The 16,302-nt window shown below is 64.3% G+C and carries 17 protein-coding genes and 1 tRNA gene; 6 read left to right on the top strand and 12 right to left on the bottom strand.

Annotation, left to right across the window (positions count from 1 at the left end; genetic code table 11):
• The first annotated feature begins 187 nt into the window (after positions 1-187).
• Positions 188-1,846 carry a 2-isopropylmalate synthase gene (gene leuA, locus U1763_RS06245; RefSeq protein ID WP_332754554.1) on the top strand — a complete coding sequence of 553 codons (1,659 nt, stop codon included), beginning with the start codon at positions 188-190 and terminating at the stop codon, positions 1,844-1,846.
• 44 nt (positions 1,847-1,890) lie between these two features.
• Here leuA and U1763_RS06250 read toward each other — a convergent pair whose 3' ends face one another.
• The 4 genes from U1763_RS06250 to folE all read right to left on the bottom strand — a co-directional run bounded on the left by U1763_RS06250 (position 1,891) and on the right by folE (position 4,543).
• Positions 1,891-2,568, bottom strand: coding sequence for a type 1 glutamine amidotransferase domain-containing protein (locus tag U1763_RS06250; protein ID WP_332754555.1), 678 nt, complete (start codon positions 2,566-2,568; stop codon positions 1,891-1,893).
• A 229-nt stretch (positions 2,569-2,797) separates the two neighbouring features.
• Positions 2,798-3,154 carry a dihydroneopterin aldolase gene (locus U1763_RS06255; protein ID WP_332754556.1) on the bottom strand — a complete coding sequence of 119 codons (357 nt, stop codon included), beginning with the start codon at positions 3,152-3,154 and terminating at the stop codon, positions 2,798-2,800.
• Entirely contained in the window at positions 3,147-3,905 is a 759-nt protein-coding gene (locus U1763_RS06260) for an SDR family NAD(P)-dependent oxidoreductase (protein ID WP_332754557.1), read from the bottom strand. The genes U1763_RS06255 and U1763_RS06260 overlap by 8 nt, the downstream gene beginning before the upstream one ends.
• Positions 3,905-4,543, bottom strand: coding sequence for a GTP cyclohydrolase I FolE (folE, locus tag U1763_RS06265; protein WP_332754558.1), 639 nt, complete (start codon positions 4,541-4,543; stop codon positions 3,905-3,907). Before folE ends, U1763_RS06260 begins: the two co-directional genes overlap by 1 nt.
• Positions 4,544-4,746: 203 nt before the next feature.
• On the opposite strand from folE, the gene U1763_RS06270 reads away from it, so the two are divergent.
• Entirely contained in the window at positions 4,747-7,722 is a 2,976-nt protein-coding gene (locus U1763_RS06270; protein ID WP_332754559.1) for a TonB-dependent receptor, read from the top strand.
• A gap of 213 nt (positions 7,723-7,935) precedes the next feature.
• On the opposite strand, the gene fghA is transcribed toward U1763_RS06270, so the two are convergent.
• From fghA to U1763_RS06285, 3 genes are read right to left on the bottom strand one after another with little or no spacing between them, the layout of a single operon-like run.
• On the bottom strand, positions 7,936-8,769 hold the full coding sequence (gene fghA / locus U1763_RS06275; RefSeq protein ID WP_332754560.1) for an S-formylglutathione hydrolase: 834 nt from the start codon (positions 8,767-8,769) through the stop codon (positions 7,936-7,938).
• On the bottom strand, positions 8,769-9,152 hold the full coding sequence (locus U1763_RS06280; protein ID WP_132898118.1) for a VOC family protein: 384 nt from the start codon (positions 9,150-9,152) through the stop codon (positions 8,769-8,771). The genes fghA and U1763_RS06280 overlap by 1 nt, the downstream gene beginning before the upstream one ends.
• Positions 9,153-9,162: 10 nt before the next feature.
• A complete protein-coding gene (locus U1763_RS06285; protein WP_192977096.1) occupies positions 9,163-10,269 on the bottom strand; it encodes an S-(hydroxymethyl)glutathione dehydrogenase/class III alcohol dehydrogenase in 1,107 nt (368 codons plus the stop codon).
• 119 nt (positions 10,270-10,388) lie between these two features.
• Here U1763_RS06285 and U1763_RS06290 point away from each other — a divergent pair, with 119 nt between their 5' ends.
• The 3 genes from U1763_RS06290 to U1763_RS06300 all read left to right on the top strand — a co-directional run bounded on the left by U1763_RS06290 (position 10,389) and on the right by U1763_RS06300 (position 11,176).
• Positions 10,389-10,592: a hypervirulence associated TUDOR domain-containing protein gene (locus tag U1763_RS06290; RefSeq protein ID WP_056482645.1), complete on the top strand. Its 204-nt coding sequence runs from the start codon at positions 10,389-10,391 to the stop codon at positions 10,590-10,592.
• Positions 10,593-10,639: 47 nt separating this feature from the next.
• The gene (locus tag U1763_RS06295) at positions 10,640-10,900 is read left to right on the top strand and encodes an SWIB/MDM2 domain-containing protein (protein ID WP_031394799.1); all 261 of its coding nucleotides are present in this window, start codon (positions 10,640-10,642) and stop codon (positions 10,898-10,900) included.
• Between the two features lie 199 nt (positions 10,901-11,099).
• A tRNA-Arg gene (locus U1763_RS06300) sits at positions 11,100-11,176 on the top strand.
• A 49-nt stretch (positions 11,177-11,225) separates the two neighbouring features.
• Here U1763_RS06300 and uxuA read toward each other — a convergent pair.
• Both uxuA and U1763_RS06310 read right to left on the bottom strand, forming a co-directional pair.
• Positions 11,226-12,401, bottom strand: coding sequence for a mannonate dehydratase (uxuA, locus tag U1763_RS06305; protein WP_332754561.1), 1,176 nt, complete (start codon positions 12,399-12,401; stop codon positions 11,226-11,228).
• A 111-nt stretch (positions 12,402-12,512) separates the two neighbouring features.
• Positions 12,513-13,277, bottom strand: coding sequence for a FadR/GntR family transcriptional regulator (locus U1763_RS06310; RefSeq protein WP_332754962.1), 765 nt, complete (start codon positions 13,275-13,277; stop codon positions 12,513-12,515).
• A gap of 1,101 nt (positions 13,278-14,378) precedes the next feature.
• On the opposite strand from U1763_RS06310, the gene U1763_RS06315 reads away from it, so the two are divergent.
• A complete protein-coding gene (locus U1763_RS06315) occupies positions 14,379-14,693 on the top strand; it encodes a hypothetical protein (RefSeq protein WP_332754562.1) in 315 nt (104 codons plus the stop codon).
• A 70-nt stretch (positions 14,694-14,763) separates the two neighbouring features.
• Here U1763_RS06315 and U1763_RS06320 read toward each other — a convergent pair whose 3' ends face one another.
• From U1763_RS06320 to grxC, 3 genes are read right to left on the bottom strand one after another with little or no spacing between them, the layout of a single operon-like run.
• Positions 14,764-15,195, bottom strand: a complete 432-nt coding sequence (locus U1763_RS06320; RefSeq protein WP_132898454.1) for a DUF1178 family protein — start codon at positions 15,193-15,195, stop codon at positions 14,764-14,766.
• Positions 15,192-16,019 carry a carbon-nitrogen hydrolase family protein gene (locus tag U1763_RS06325; protein WP_332754563.1) on the bottom strand — a complete coding sequence of 276 codons (828 nt, stop codon included), beginning with the start codon at positions 16,017-16,019 and terminating at the stop codon, positions 15,192-15,194. Before U1763_RS06325 ends, U1763_RS06320 begins: the two co-directional genes overlap by 4 nt.
• Positions 16,019-16,273, bottom strand: a complete 255-nt coding sequence (gene grxC / locus U1763_RS06330) for a glutaredoxin 3 (protein WP_132735451.1) — start codon at positions 16,271-16,273, stop codon at positions 16,019-16,021. The genes U1763_RS06325 and grxC overlap by 1 nt, the downstream gene beginning before the upstream one ends.
• Positions 16,274-16,302 lie beyond the last annotated feature (29 nt).

The following is a 16,302-nucleotide window of genomic DNA, read 5'->3' on the forward strand; positions in this document are numbered from 1 at the left end:
AAATTCCTATCGCGCTGGACACGCACCGTGTCCGCGCGATAGGAGACAATTAATGACGCACGGCCGCCTCCTGCTGCTTCGACTTACGCGCCCTTAGGCGCGCCGATCGTTTGCGCGGTGGCCCTGCCCCGTGCCCCGCGCCTAAGGGCTGACCCGAACGCTCCCGACGACACGAGAGACACGAGCCATGCTGCGCGACCCATCGACCAAATACCGACCCTTCCCGCAAGTCGACCTGCCCGACCGCCAATGGCCGTCGAAGACCATCGTCAAGCCGCCGCGCTGGCTCTCCACCGATCTGCGCGATGGCAACCAGGCGCTGATCGACCCGATGGATGCCGAGAAGAAGACGCGCTTCTTCGACCTGCTCTGCAAGGTCGGGCTGAAGGAGATCGAAGTCGGTTTCCCGAGCGCCGGTGCCACCGAGTTCGACTTCATCTCGGGGCTCGTGAAGACCGGGCGCATTCCCGACGACGTGTCGATCCAGGTGCTGACCCAGTCGCGCCGCGACCTGATCGAGACGAGCTTTGCCAGCCTGGTCGGTGCCAAGACCGCGATCGTCCACCTCTACAACGCCGTCTCGCCGGCATGGCGCAAGATCGTGTTCGGGATGGACCGCGCGCAGGTGAAGCAGATCGCGATCGACGGCGCCAAGGTGCTGCGCGACGAAGCCGCCAAGCAGCCGAACGTCCGCTGGCAGTTCGAATATTCGCCGGAAACCTTCTCGACTGCCGAGCTCGATTTCAGCCTCGAGGTCTGCGAGGCGGTGATGGACGTGCTGATGCCGACGTCCGAGAACCCGATCATCTTCAACCTGCCGGCAACCGTCGAGTGCGCGACGCCGAACATCTACGCCGATCAGATCGAATGGTTCGGGCGCAACATCCGCAACCGTGAGGCGGTGGCGATCTCGCTGCATACGCATAACGACCGCGGCACCGGCGTCGCGGCGGCGGAGCTCGGCATGATGGCGGGCGCGGACCGCGTCGAGGGCTGCCTGCTCGGCAATGGCGAGCGCACCGGCAATTGCGATCTCGTGACCGTCGCGCTCAACATGTACACGCAGGGCGTCGATCCGAAGCTCGACCTGTCGGACATCGACGGCGTCGTGAACACGGTCAACTACTGCACCAACATTCCCGTCCATCCGCGCACGCCCTATGCCGGCGATCTGGTCTTCACCGCGTTCTCGGGCTCGCATCAGGACGCAATCAAGAAGGGCTTCGCGGCGCAGGAGGCGAAGAACGACACGCTGTGGGAGGTGCCCTACCTGCCGATCGACCCCGCCGATCTAGGTCGCAGCTACGAGGCGGTGATCCGCGTCAATTCGCAGTCGGGCAAGGGCGGCGTCGCCTGGGTGATCGAGCAGGACAAGGGGCTGAAGCTGCCCAAGCGGTTGCAGGCGGACTTCAGCCGGCACGTCCAGGCCTATGCCGACGAGACCAGCCGCGAGCTGAATGCGGCGGACATCTGGGGCCTGTTCGAGCGGACCTACATGCCGCAGGCAGACGACCGCGTGGAGTTGCGCGATTACGAGGAGAGCGGTGCCTCGGGGCAGCGCGTGTTCATCGGCCGCGTCGCGATCGACGGCGAGGAGCGGTCGATCTCCGGGCGCGGCAACGGGCTGATCTCGGGGGTGATTGCGGCAATTGCGGAGTCGACGGGGCCGACGCTCGACGTGGTGGATTACAACGAGCACGCGATCGGCCACGGTGCGGACGCGCAGGCGGCGGCGTATGTCGAATGCCGGACCGCCGAGGGCAAGACGGTGTTCGGGGTCGGCATGGACACCGACATCGCCACCGCCTCGGTCCGTGCCGTGTTGAGCGCCGCCAACCGCGCGTGACCCTCTAAAGAACGGCCACCGGCTGAACCGGTGGCCGCTCCTCCTTACGCCAGCTTCGCCAGCAACGCCTGCGCCGCCTTTTCCGACGACGCCGGGTTCTGGCCGGTGATCAGCAGGCCGTCCTCGACGACATGCACGCCCCAGTCGGCGGTCTTCGAATAGTTGCCGCCCTGCTGACCCAGCATGTCCTCGACTAGGAACGGCACGATATCGCTAAGCCCGACCGCTGATTCCTCGCTGTTGGTGAAGCCGGTCACCGTCTTGCCCTTGACGAGCGGCGTGCCATCCGCAGCCTTCACGTCGCGCAGGACGCCGGGTGCATGGCAAACCAGCGCGACCGGCTTGCCCGCGCCGATCGTGTCTTCGATCAACGCGATCGATGCCGGATCCTTGGCGAGATCCCAGAGCGGCCCGTGCCCGCCCGGATAGAACACCGCGTCATAGTCGGCGATCCGCATATCGGACAGCTTGCGCGTATCGGCGAGCGCGGCGGTCGCCTCGGCGTCCGCCTCGAAGCGGCGCGTCGCGTCGGTCTGCGCGTCGGGCTTGGCGCTGCTCGGATCGAGCGGTGGCTGGCCACCCGCCGGCGACGCGAGCGTGATGTCCACGCCGGCGTCCTTGAACACGTAATAGGGCGCGGCGAGTTCCTCGAGCCAGAACCCGGTCTTGCGGCCGGTATCGCCGAGATCGGCATGCGAGGTGAGGACGACGAGAATTTTCAACTTTGGTCTCCGGATCGGGGATTACGGGGAGAGAACGATCCGGCTCTAAGATCGGGGCCTTACGCGTGTGAAACGAAATGCGCCCGATCGTGGGACTATCGCCCTGAGCAGGACCGGTCGGCAATCATACGGCGCCATGCCCCTGTTCTCCCGCGAAGGCGGGAGCCCAGCCTGGATCCCCGCCTTCGCGGGGAAACACGTCTTTCCCAAACGCTGGATCGATCTTCCGCTAAATCCCTCGTTCCCGCACAATCCGGCACCCGATCGCCGCATCTGGATAGACGCCGGTCTTCATCGTCTCGATCTCGACCCGCCTCACGCGCTCGTCGCTCAGGCAGAGCGCAGCGATCGCCTCGCAGAGCGTCTCCTGCAACTTGAACGGGCGCTCCGCGACCATCGCCAGGATGCCAGCGCGGACGAAATCGTAATCGAGCACCTCCTCGATCGCATCCTCGCCGAGCGGACCTGGATACACCACCGTCATCTCGACCGAGACGACCACGCGTTGCGGCGCGACCTCGTGCGGATGGATGCCAAGCCGCATCATGACCTCGAGCCCGTCGAGGATCGTCGTGAATTCAGCCATGTCGCCCCTCAAACATCACGTCGCTATCGCGCGTCAGAAACCGCTGTCCGCAATCGACGAACACATTCTGCCCCGTCACGCCTTTCGCAGTCAGCAGCCACGCAACCGCCTCCGCGACCGCCTCCGCACCGACCGGTCGCCGCAACAGATTCTCGCTCGCCACCGCCGCGAACTCCGCTTCGGTCTGGTCGCCGCTCGGCAAAGTCAGCCCCGGCGACACCGCGTTTATCGCGATCCGCGGCCCGAGCGCCTGCGCGAGCATCGTCGTCGCACCCTCCAGCGCGATCTTCCCGCAGCTATACGAGAAGAAATCGGGGTTCAGATTCGCCACCTTCTGGTCGAGCACGTTGACCACCGCGCCGTCCGCGACATCATCCTGCGACGCCAGCGCGGAGGCGAGCAGCACCGGCGCGCCGCAATTGATCGCGCCAAGCTCGGCGAACAGCACCGGATCGACGCTCGGCGGCCGATCGAATTCGAACCGCGAGGCGCAGTTCACCAACCCGTCGATTGGCCCGCCGATCGCAGCCCGCGCCGCCGCGAACAGGTCGCCGATCGCGCCAAGGTCGCTCAGGTCGCCAGCCACCGCAGCAGCACGCCCGCCGCCCCCGACGATCTCCGCGACCAGCGCCTCCGCCTCGTCCCGCGAATGCCCCTGGTGCACGACCACCGCATGGCCGTCCGCCGCCAGCCGCCGGACGATCGCCGCGCCCAACCGCTTCGCCCCGCCGGTGACCAACACGGTCCGCATCAGGCGCGCTGTCCCATCAACGCCAGCACTTCCTTGCGGCTGCGTTCGTCGTCGCGGAACACGCCCATCATCCGGCTCGTCACCATCGTCACGCCCGGCGTCCGCACGCCGCGCGCGGTCATGCAGGCATGGCTAGCCTCGATCACCACCGCGACGCCCTGCGGTTTGAGATTGTCCCAGATACAGTCCGCCACTTCCGCGGTCAGCCGCTCCTGCACCTGCAACCGCCGCGCGAACCCGTGCAGCACGCGCGCAAGCTTCGAGATGCCGACGACGTGGTTGCGCGGCAGGTACGCGATGTGCGCCTTGCCGATGATCGGCGCCATGTGATGTTCGCAATGCGACTGGAACGGAATGTCCTTGAGCAGCACGATCTCGTCATAGCCGCCGACTTCCTCGAACACGCGGTCGAGGTGCTTGGCCGGATCGTCGCCATAGCCCGCGCAATATTCCTTCCACGCACGTGCAACACGACGCGGCGTATCGAGCAGCCCCTCGCGGGTTGGATCGTCGCCTGCCCAGCGGATCAGCGTACGGATCGCCGACGCTACGTCTTCGGGCACATTCAGCTTGCCGTCGGGACCAACCCCGTCCTCCGCAGCCGCCGGCCCCTCGGGGCCGCCCAGTTCATCCCGCATCGCAACACCCTTTGTCAGCATACCCAAACATCAGAACATGGGTCCTCTTTTGCAACTGTTTCATTTCGGCCACTTGCCATAAATCCCGGTTTTCAGGGGACGAAAAAGCGTTGACGGTTGATTTAAATCGTCGTTACCTCGCCATACCTGAAAAACTAAATCGTGAATCGGCATAGACCGGCACGATCGGGGAGAGGACTGCCATGGCTAAGTTCGAACTGCTCGCCGCATCGGCGATGATACTCCTGTCGATCGCGCCGGCAATGGCGCAGACCGCCACCACCACATCGGCTGAAAACACCGCGCCGACCAACGGACCCGGCCAGGAAGCCCCGTCGACGCAAACCCCGTCGACGCAGACCGCCCCAGCCGATACGCCGTCCAGCGCTTACGCGTCGCAGGATATCGTGATTACCGCGCAACGCCAATCGCAGCGTTTGCAGGATGTTCCGATTGCTGTGAGCGCTTTTACCGCTGAAAACCTCAGCAAGCAGCAGATCGTCAACCCGAGCGCGCTCCAGCAGACGCTGCCCAACGTCACCTTCACCAAGACCAATTTCACCACGTCGAGCTTCACGATCCGCGGGATCGGCGATCTGTGCACCGGCGCGACCTGCGACACCGCGACCGCGATCCACGTCAACGACATGCCGCTGGTGACGACCCGCCTGTTCGAGAGCGAGTTCTTCGATCTCGAGCGGATCGAGGTCCTCCGCGGGCCGCAGGGCACGCTGTTCGGCCGCAACGCGACCTCGGGCGTCGTAAACTTCATCTCCGCCAAGCCCGATCTGTCCGCGATCCATTCCGCCGCCGAGTTCGAATATGGCAATTACGATTCGAAGCGCGTGAAGGCGATGTTCAACCTGCCCTTCACCGACACGCTCGGCATCCGCGTCGCGGGCACCTATCTCAACCGCGATGGCTATACCAAGAACCTGTACGACGGCCGCAAGATCGACGGGCGCGATCTGTATTCGATCCGCGGCACGCTGTCGTGGGAGCCGACCAGCGACACCCGGATCGACCTGATCGGCTATTATTTCCGCGAAAAGGACGATCGCTCGCGGTTGCAGAAGCAGCTGTGCCACCGCGATCCGACCGGCGTCCTGGGCTGCCTGCCCGACCGGCTCGCCAACGAGACCGCGAACGGCAATTCGACGCTGTCCGCGGTACTCAGCTCGAACGAGTTCTTCGCGGTCAACAACCCCGCGCTCGCGCGCTTCGGCCTGCAGAGCCTGTACGGCCAGGATACCTATGCGGGCGTCGTCAACCCGGCCGACGTGCGGACCGTGTCGCTCGACTACAGCCCGACCTATTTCGCCGAGGAAGAGCAATATACCGCCAAGATTTTCCACGATTTCGGCCCGGTCAGCCTGAACTTCACCGGCGGCTACACACGCAACGTGGTCGACAGCACCGCCGACTATAATCTCGCGGTCGAGAACCCGCTGACCAACAATGCCGGACTCGCCAATCTCAACGCGCTCGCCCGGACCGGATCGCCTTTCGCGTTCCTCAACGGCGTGCGGCAGACGCTGATCCCCAACGGCGCGGCGGGGGGCGTATGCCAGTCGGCAGCGGACCCGAACAATGTCGGCATCTATGGCGGTAATTCGATCGGCTGTTACGCACAAAGCCTCGACTTCGATCGCTCGCGTCAGAAGAACCGCCAATATTCCGCCGAGGCGCATCTCGACAGCAATTTCGACGGGATGTTCAACTTCCTGCTCGGCGGCATCTATGTCGACAGCAAGTCGACCAACACCGATTACTTCGTCAATGCGTTCGGGCTGGACTATGCCTCGGGCATCCTCGGCTCGGCGAACGCCGCGGGGGCCGGGCTGCCCGCCGGCAACGGCTATTTCCTGTCGACGCCGTTCTACCGCAACAGCGATGTCGAGTTCCGCCTAAAATCCTACGGCATCTTCGGCGAGACGTATTTCAAGTTCACCGACAAGCTGAAGCTCACCGTCGGTCTGCGCTACAACCATGACAAGAAGACCGACCAGGCACGCAACCTCGCGCTCAACGTGCTGACACCGATCGGCGCGACGGGAATCGAGCAGGGGCTGAACTACGGCACGGTCGATTTCGACCCCAATCTGCCGGGGCGCCAGGAGTTCGCCAATGCACAGGTCAGCTTCTCGCGGCTGACCGGGCGCGCGGTACTCGACTACCGGATCACCGAGAACAACCTGCTCTACGCGTCCTATTCGCGCGGGTATAAATCGGGCGGGATCAATCCGCCGCTGCTGCCGATGTTCAACGTCAGCAGCACGTTCCTCCCCGAGCAGGTCAATGCCTACGAGATCGGCTCGAAGAACACCTTCGGCGGCGGCCAGCTCAGGCTGAACCTCACCGGCTTCTACTACCAGTACAAGAACCTCCAGCTGAGCCGGATCGTCGCGCGGACCTCGGTCAACGACAACGTCAACGCCGATATCTACGGCGTCGAGGCCGAAGCGATCATGAGCCCGATCCCGGCGTTCGTGGTCAACATGAATGCGAGCTACCTGCATTCGAAGGTGTCGAGCGACAAGTTCCTGGTGAACCCGCGCGACGTGTCGGGCGGCCGCGCGGACGCGGTGATCATCAAGGACATCACCAACGCGTCAAACTGCGTCGTCGTGCCCAACGTGGCGGGCAATGCGGCGCTATCTAACGGCTATGTCGCGGCGGTCAATCGCGCGATCGGCCTGCGCGCGCCGACCGCGATCCCGACGATCGCGGCGACCGGCGCGTTCGGGATCTGCTCGGCGCTGGGCGCCAACGCAGCCGCCAGCGGCGTATCGGTGCTCGACGGCGTGACCACCAACATCCGCGGCAACCGCCTGCCCCAGGCACCAACGTACAAATGGTCGGTCGGCGCGCAGTACACGATCGACTTCGCCAACGGCATGAGCCTCGTCCCGCGTGCCGACCTCAACTATACCGGCGGGCTGTCGGGCAGCATCTTCAACACCCAGATCGACCGGATCCAGGGGTATGAAGTCGTCAACATGCAGGTCCAGCTCAACGCCCGCGAGGACCGCTTCTACGTCCGCGCGTATGTGCAGAATCTGACCAACAACGATGCGACGACCGGGCAATATGTGACCGACCAGTCGGCCGGGCTGTTCACCAACATCTTCACGATCGAGCCACGGCGATATGGCGTCGCGGCGGGGTTCAAGTTCTGAGGAGGCCGACTATCGCGCGGTTCTGTCTAAGCGGGACCGCGTGCGGGGCGAGCGTGGTTCGCTACACGGTGAGATCCCAGCTTTCGCTGGGATGACGGGCGGGAGTTTGGTGTGCTGGCCACTCACTCCCCCGTCAGCCCGTCAGCCCGTCACCCCAGCGAAAGCTGGGGTCTTTCGCTTGGGAAGAGCCGTCCGCCAAAAGCGAACGGTAATTTACCGTAGCCGCGCCGCGTGCCAGGCGACATGGTCTGCCATGAACGTCGAAATGAAGTTGTAGCTGTGATCATACCCCGGCTGCATCCGCAGCGTCAGGTCGATCCCCGCCGCCTCGCACGCGGCCGCCAGCAACTCCGGCTTCAACTGCTCCACGAGGAAGCCATCCGCATCCCCCTGATCGACCAGAATCTCCGCCACCCGAGCGCCATCCTCGATCAGCGCGCAAGCATCATACGCCCGCCAAGTCGTTCGGTCCGCGCCCAGATACCCGCCGAGCGCCTTCTCACCCCAGGGACACTGCAACGGCGCCACGATCGGCGCGAACGCCGATACGCTGCGGAACCGCTCCGGATTACGCAGCGCGATCGTCAGCGCGCCATGCCCGCCCATCGAGTGTCCGAAGATCCCCTGCCGCGTCATATCCGCCATCGGAAACGCCGCGCCGATCAGCGCCGGCAGTTCGTTCTCGACATAGGACCGCATCCGGAAGCTCTTCGCCCAGGGCTCTTCGGTCGCATCGACGTAGAACCCTGCGCCCTTGCCAAAGTCATACGCGTCGTCATCCGGCACGTCGTCGCCCCGCGGCGACGTATCCGGCGCAACCAGGATCACGCCCAGTTCCGAACACGCCCGCCGATACTCGCCCTTGTCCATGACGTTCGCGTGCGTGCACGTCAGCCCCGACAGGAACCACAAAACCGGCAACCGCGCGCCCTGCTCATGCGGCGGCACGTAGACCGCGAAGGTCATGTCGGTGCCGGTCGCGGTGGAGGCGTGGCGGTAAACGCCCTGAATGCCGCCGTATGCCTTGCTGGTGGAGACGGTCTCCATCACGCGACCCGGTGCAGCGCGCAGATCTTGTTACCCGACGGATCGCGCAGATACGCGAGGTACAGCTTCCGCCCCCCGGTAGCCTCGCGCACGCCTGGCGGATTCTCGCAAGCGGTACCGCCATGAGCTAGCCCGGCTGCGTGCCACGCATCGGCCGCCTCAGTCGAGGCTGCAGCGAACCCCAGCGTGCTGCCGTTGCCATGGCTCGCCGGCTGTCCATCGATCGGCTTGGTCAGCAGGAAGCGGCTACCGTCATGCGCGTAGACCACCCGCCCCCAGTCATCGACGACACCTTCGGGTACGCCAAGCGCGCCCAGCGCCGCGTCGTAGAATGCCTTCGAGGCAGCGACGTCGTCAGCGCCGATCATGATATGCGTGAACATTCCGCCCCCCTCAGTAGATCACGACGGAGCGGATGCTCTCGCCGGCGTGCATCAGGTCGAAGCCCTTGTTGATCTCGTCGAGCGTCAGGCGGTGCGTGATCATCGGGTCGATCTCGATCATGCCGTTCATGTACCAGTCGACGATCTTCGGCGTATCGGTCCGTCCGCGCGCGCCGCCGAACGCCGTCCCGCGCCAGTTGCGCCCGGTGACGAGCTGGAACGGCCGTGTCGAAATCTCCTTGCCCGCCTCGGCCACGCCGATCACGATCGAGGTCCCCCAACCGCGATGGCACGCCTCGAGGGCCTGTCGCATCACCGTGGTGTTGCCGGTCGCATCGAAGGTGTAATCCGCACCACCATCGGTCAGCGCGACGATGTGCTGGACGATGTCGCCGACATCCTTCGGGTTGGCGAAGTGCGTCATGCCGAAGCGCCGGCCCCACTCCTCGCGGTCGGGATTGATGTCGACACCGACGATCATCCCCGCGCCCGCAAGCCGCGCGCCCTGGATGACGTTCAGGCCGATGCCGCCGAGCCCGAACACCACGACCGTGTCGCCCGGCTGGACCTTCGCTGTGTGCACCACTGCGCCGACCCCAGTGGTCACGCCGCAGCCGACATAACAAGACGTATCGAACGGCGCGTCCTCGCGGATCTTCGCGACCGCGATCTCCGGCAACACCGTGAAGTTCGAGAAGGTCGAGCAGCCCATGTAATGGAAGATCGGCTGCCCCTTGTAGCTGAACCGCGTCGTGCCGTCCGGCATCAGCCCTTTCCCTTGCGTCGCGCGGATCGCGGTGCACAGGTTGGTCTTGCCGCTGAGGCACGACTTACACTGCCGACATTCGGGCGTGTAGAGCGGGATGACGTGATCGCCGACCGCGACGCTGGTCACCCCCGCGCCGATCTCACGGACGATGCCGGCGCCCTCATGGCCGAGCACGCTCGGAAACAAGCCTTCCGAATCAAGCCCGTCGAGCGTGTACGCGTCGGTATGGCAGATGCCCGTCGCCATGATTTCGACGAGGACTTCGCCGAATTTCGGCCCTTCGAGGTCGAGTTCGACGATCTCGAGCGGTTTTTTTGCCTCGAAGGCAACGGCGGCGCGGGTCTTCATCGGTCGGTCTCCTTGATTGCCGCCCTGATGCCCCCCGAGCCCCGGCTCCGCAACCCGTCGGCGATGCAACCAAAGCCACGTTCCCGCGCTTGATCCTTTCAAATCAAGGAGATGGCGCGATGAAGGATCCGAAGAAGGGCGACGAGGTCACCTGGAAATCGCACGGCGGCGAGGCGCATGGCACGGTCGAGAAGAAGCAGACCACCGACACGAAGATCAAGGGCCACACCGTGAAGGCCTCCAAGGAGGAGCCGCAGTTCATCGTAAGGAGTGACAAGGGCGGCAAGGCAGCGCACAAGGCGGACGCGCTCACCAAGGCGTGACCACGCGCGCAGTGCCTAACGCACGCGCGCAACAGGAAGGAATGCTTATGGCTACAGCTCCCAAGACCGGCGGCATCCACGCCCCCGTCCAGCCCTCTCCCGAGCTCGGCGAGATCGTCGGCAACGACAAGCTGCCGCGCAGCGAAGTGATCAGCAAGGTGTGGGTCTACATCAAGGCACACAACCTCCAGAACCCCGAGAACAAGCGCGAGATTCTGGCTGACGAGAAGCTGAAGAAGGTCTTCGGGCGTGACAAGTGCACGATGTTCGAGATGAACAAGTACATCTCGCAGCACGTCAAGGCCTAACCGCCAGCACTGCACGGCAAGCGGCGACGGGGCATCGACAGCGATACCCGTCGCCCCTTGATACTCTAATACCCGATTATCGTTACCCGATGGCGGCTACCTGGTCGCCCTGCCCCCTGGCGGCCCCGCAATGACGCTTGGCCGATCGCGCACCAGACGCTTGATCGCCTCATCCGACCGTCGTACTGCGCATTCGGATGCCCCCGTAGCTCAGCCGGATAGAGCGACGGTTTCCTAAACCGTAGGCCGCGTGTTCAAATCTCGCCGGGGGCACCAGCCGTAGATCGTCGACGACCCGCTGCATTCGACAGGCCTTTCCCGGCGCTCAAGGCCGGGCGGTGGCCTGGTAGGCGAGACCCGCTTCCAGTCCGCGCAACTCCGCCAGGCCGCGTAATCGTCCGATCAGGGAATAGCCCGGATTGGTGCGCCGGTCGAGATCGTCTGCCATCTGATGACCGTGATCCGGACGCATTGGCAGCGATCGCCCCGTGCGCGCCTCCAACGCGATCAGTTCGGACATGATGGCCGGCATGTTCGCATCACCCTCGAGATGCGCCGCCTCGTGGAAGGCGCCGTCGGGTTCGCGCTGCACCGATCGCAGATGGACGAAGCCGATGCTGTCACCGAGCCGCCGCACCATGCCCGGCAAATCATTGTCCGCGCGCGCGCCGAACGAGCCGCTGCAAAAACACAGGCCGTTTGCGACGGAGGGCACCGCCGCCAACAATGCGCTCACGTCCGCCTCGGTGCTGACCACCCGGGGCAGGCCGAAGATCGGGAATGGCGGGTCGTCGGGATGTACCACGAGTCGGATCCCCTCCGCCTCGGCGACCGGGCAAACGGCCTCCAGGAACGCGACATGATTGGCACGCAGCCGCGCTGCATCGACCTCGGCATAGGTTTCGATCTGTTCGAGCAACTGCGCCGAGCTGAAAGTCTCTTCGCTCCCCGGCAGGCCAGCGATGATCGTCCGTTCGAGCGTTGCGCGTGCCGCGTCGTCCATCGCCGCGAAACGCTCGCCGGCGATCGCGACGACATCGGGTGTATAATCCGCCTCGGCGCCGGGACGACGCAGGATGTGGATGTCGTAGGTGGCCAGCGCATGGAGTTCGAACCGCAGGGCACGCGCGCCGTCCGGCATTTCCCAGCTCAGGTCGGTCCGTGTCCAATCGAGCAACGGCATGAAATTATAGGTCACGACCTCGATGCCCTGCCCGGCAAGGTTTCGCAGACTGGCGATATAGGCCTCGATCAAACGGTCCCAGTCGCTGGAACGCGTCTTCAACGCTTCCGCAACGGGCAGGCTCTCGACCACTTTCCACGCCAGCCCGGCATCCTCGATGACGCGGCGGCGCGTGGCGATGGCATCCATGGTCCATATGTCGCCATTCGCGACCTGATGCAGCGCCGTGACGATACCGGTCGCGCCGGCTTGGCGGATGGCATGAAGAGGCACGGGATCGCTCGGGCCAAACCAGCGCATGGTCTGGGTCATCGTCATTTGGCAGCTATCCCCGTGCTAAGATCATGGCGAGCGCGACGCATCCCCGTGGTAGTTGATAGCAGCTACGGAATTGGTCTGACAACTTCTTACCGCCACCTTGCGGGGGCATTACGACGGCGCAATGCCGCCATAGCGTTGCCGGGTCTCGGCAAGCGCGAGCCGCGCCTGCTCCATCGCCATTTCCTCGGTCTGGAACAGCAGATGGTCCATCACCGACGTCAGGTGCGCGCGCATCGCCGCCCGTGCGCCGACTGCGTCGCGGGCGCGCAAGGCATCGACGATCGCAGCATGTTCGGCGACCACCGGCCGGACCTTCGCATTGCGCGCCTTGGCGTGGAGCAGCGCGCATTCGGGAGACGTCGATCGAAGATGCCACAGATCCTCGATCGTCCGGACGACACCGGCGTTCCGGGTCGCCTTCGCGATCGCCATGTGGAAGTCGCGGTCGGCAATTTCGGTCACTTTGGCAAGCAGGTTTTCGGTCGTCATCGCATCGACCAGGCCGTCGAGCACGCGCACCTCCGCATCGCTGATCTGGACGGCCGCCAGTGCCGCCGCCTCGCCCTCGAACATGATCCGCGCCTCGGTCAGCTCGAAGGCGGTGATCGCGAAACCGGGCTCTTCCCCCTGCCCCGGCAACCGGCAGACATACGCCCCGGAGCCGACGCGCACTTCTATCAGGCCCTGCACTTCCAACGCGATCAGGGCTTCACGTACCGCCGGGCGGCTTGCGCCGTAATCGATCGCCAGCTCTCGCTCCGCGGGCAGCCTGTCGCCGATGGCATAGGTTCCCGTCGTCAACTGATCGACCAGCTGCCGTGCAATACGCTGATAAAGCCGGTCATTGGCCGGAGGATCATAGGCTCCCACCATGGACAGTGTCTTGCGTGCTGCAGCTTTCGCCATCGGACTTACCAATCGATCGTATTCAGCCAAATGCTACATAGTAGGCAGCGGCGTGGAAAGACATCATCGCGCGCAAGCCGCCGTCGTTCCAAGCTGCGGCACCGCGCCTCGGCTATCGTCAGGATGTTGGACCCATCGACTTCGACATGGCCGGCCGTGCGACTTTGGACCGCTACGATTGGGCAGCGGGTGCGAGAGTACATTGTTCATTACGAGGTGTCCCTCGGCGCGCCATCAAGGCGGACGACGCCACTAATCGTACATTTCGTCCCAGACGCGCCAGCAGACTGATGGTGCGGTACGTGCGTTGGGGAATAGGGAAGGCGTCAATCGGGCGGTCATTACGGTTGCCACTTTGCACTTTGGTCGTCTAGCCCCGCCATCGAAGCATTACCCTGTCAGCCTGGACCTAGCTGGATTTCGCTCTACCGAACTGCCACCAGCGACGCGGTGCGCGTAGATCCAGTCCGCGCGATGTCGATGCACGCCCCAGATCGCGTGTCAGCGACCGTAGTTGACGATCGTTCAGCGCGACCGAGACTCGCGTGAGGCGCCCCGCTGCATAATCTGCGGCCGTCCCGGCAACCTGAATCGTCAGCATGATGCCGTTGCTCGAGGGAACCCTCTTCCAGCCAACCAGTGCACCCGTCACTTCGACAGACATAACTCTCTCCACGTCCCCCAACCCGACCGGCGATGCCAAGGCCTGCGTTCGGAACGCGGCGATGGCGGATCGAGTAAAGGATTGTCAATGCAGCGCATTCTGGGGTGCATGCAATGGCGAAGTCTCACCGCGGGGCAGATACGCTACACGCCCCGCGGCGCGGCTTGCATACCGCAGCGAAGGTTAACGCATTATAAATTATCGTATGTCGCCCATCAATGTCGCGTGGTCTGTCTGCGTCAGGCGCGTTCGCCTCCTCCCAGCATGGCGTTCACGGCGACCGTCGTCACGGTAGCTGGCAAAATCGCCATGCTGGATCGGCCGGGGTTTGCAATCGTTCGTTCGTAAACCTTTGCGCAATCGCCTTAATCAGGCAAACGGCTCCGATGATACTGGTCTCGCTCATGCTGGCGCTCGCTCTTACGCCTCCACCGTCAAATGGTACCCCATCGGCCAAGGCTGCCTGGGAAAGCTGCCTTCAGACATTTGCGCAAGTCGAGAGCCTCGGTTCGAAGAGCGACGTCACGATAGCAGTCGGCGCGTTGGCGGCATGCTCATCCGATCGCGATCGGTACACGAAATCGCTGATCCGTGAGGCTGGCGCATCGCCGCAGACCGGTCAGACGGCCATCGAACGCGCGCAAAAACAGATCGCAGCCGATCAACGCGATCTGACTATCCGGCTTCTGAGCTTTATCCGGCGCGCTCGACGCGTATAACATTCGCACACCGGAACGATCGCAATCATCCCCGTCATCCGCCTTACCCGCAAAGATCCGCGGCCGACGCTCAGTTGAGCTTTTCGGGCGGCGCGATCGGTAGCGGCAGCGGCGTGATCGCTATCCCGTCGTCGACCAGCGCCTTGGCATCTGCAAGGCTGGCCTGACCGTGGATGGTCGCCTGTTTCTCCTCGCCCAGATGCATCGCACGGGCGCGTTCGGCAAATGCCGGGCCGACCCATTGCGAGGATTTGAGCGCTTCGGCCTGTCGGGTGGCAATCAGTTTCATCACTGCCTTGACCGCATCCGGCGTCGGCGAGTCGGGCGTCCTGTTGCCCTTCGCTGCAATCGCGGGTGCCATCAGCGCCTTGGTGATGTCGGCGCTGTCGCAGAGTGGGCACCGGACCTGGCCTGCGGTGCGCTGATCTTCATACGCGCTACTCGACCCGAACCACGCCTCGAAGACATGGCCGCCGCCGCATTTGAGGTCGAACACGATCATCGGACGATCGTGACGGGGGGTATCGGCCGGCGGTGTCGCAGCACCGGAATACGCGATCGGACCGCGTCGACTTGCGCGGGATCGAGGTCGACGACGGCGAGACCCGCAGCCTCTGCCATGTCCAGGATCACCTCACCCCAAGGGTCGATCACCAGCGAATGTCCATAGGTTGCGCGCCCATCGGCATGGGTCCCGGTCTGCGCGGCGGCGACGACATACGCTCCGGCCTCGATCGCGCGAGCGCGTAACAGAACGTGCCAATGCGCAACCCCAGTCGGTTGCGTGAACGCAGCGGGGACCGAGAGGATCGTCGCGCCCGCATCGCTGAGTGCGCGATATAGATCGGCAAACCGCAGGTCGTAGCAGATCGACGCACCGACCCTTCCCGCAGGCGTATCGACCACCACCGCGGTGTCGCCGCCGACATAGGCGGCGGATTCACGCCAGCTTTCGCCCGACGGCAGGTCGACGTCGAACAGATGCAGCTTGTCGTAGCGCGCCCGGATCACCCCTGTCGCATCGATCAGAAAGCCGCGATTGGCGAACTTGCCGTCTGGGCGCCGGACCGCGAGCGACCCGAGATGCACCCAGATGTCCGTCTCCGCCGCCGCCCTACGCACTGCAGCCAGGACGATGTCGGTATCCTCGGCAACGATAGCGGCTCCGGCCCGCGGACGGTCGCGATCGATCAGACCGGACATTTCGGGGGTGAACAGCATCGTGGCGCCCTGTCCCCCCGCGGCGCGGATCGCATCGACCAGCGTAGCGGCGTTGACCGCGGGATCGATCCCGCTGGTCATCTGGAGGACGCCGATCCGTGGCATCAGGCGAGCAGCGGGTCGAGGCCACCCTTTGCGTCGAGCGCGGCGAGGTCGTCCGACCCGCCGATGTGCTTACCATCGATGAAGACCTGCGGCATCGTCATGCGCCCGCCCGATCGCTCGACCATTTCAGCCTTTTTCGGGCCGCCCATCGTGACGTCGAACGTCTCGGGCTCGACACCCTTCGATGCGAGAAGTTTCATCGCCCGCGAGCAATAGGGGCAGAACTGCTTTATGTAGATTTCAACTTTAGCCATTCGTCGGAAATGTGGTTCGATGCCGCTCT

The sequence above is a fragment of the Sphingomonas sorbitolis genome, from assembly GCF_036663875.1.
Taxonomy (GTDB): domain Bacteria; phylum Pseudomonadota; class Alphaproteobacteria; order Sphingomonadales; family Sphingomonadaceae; genus Sphingomonas.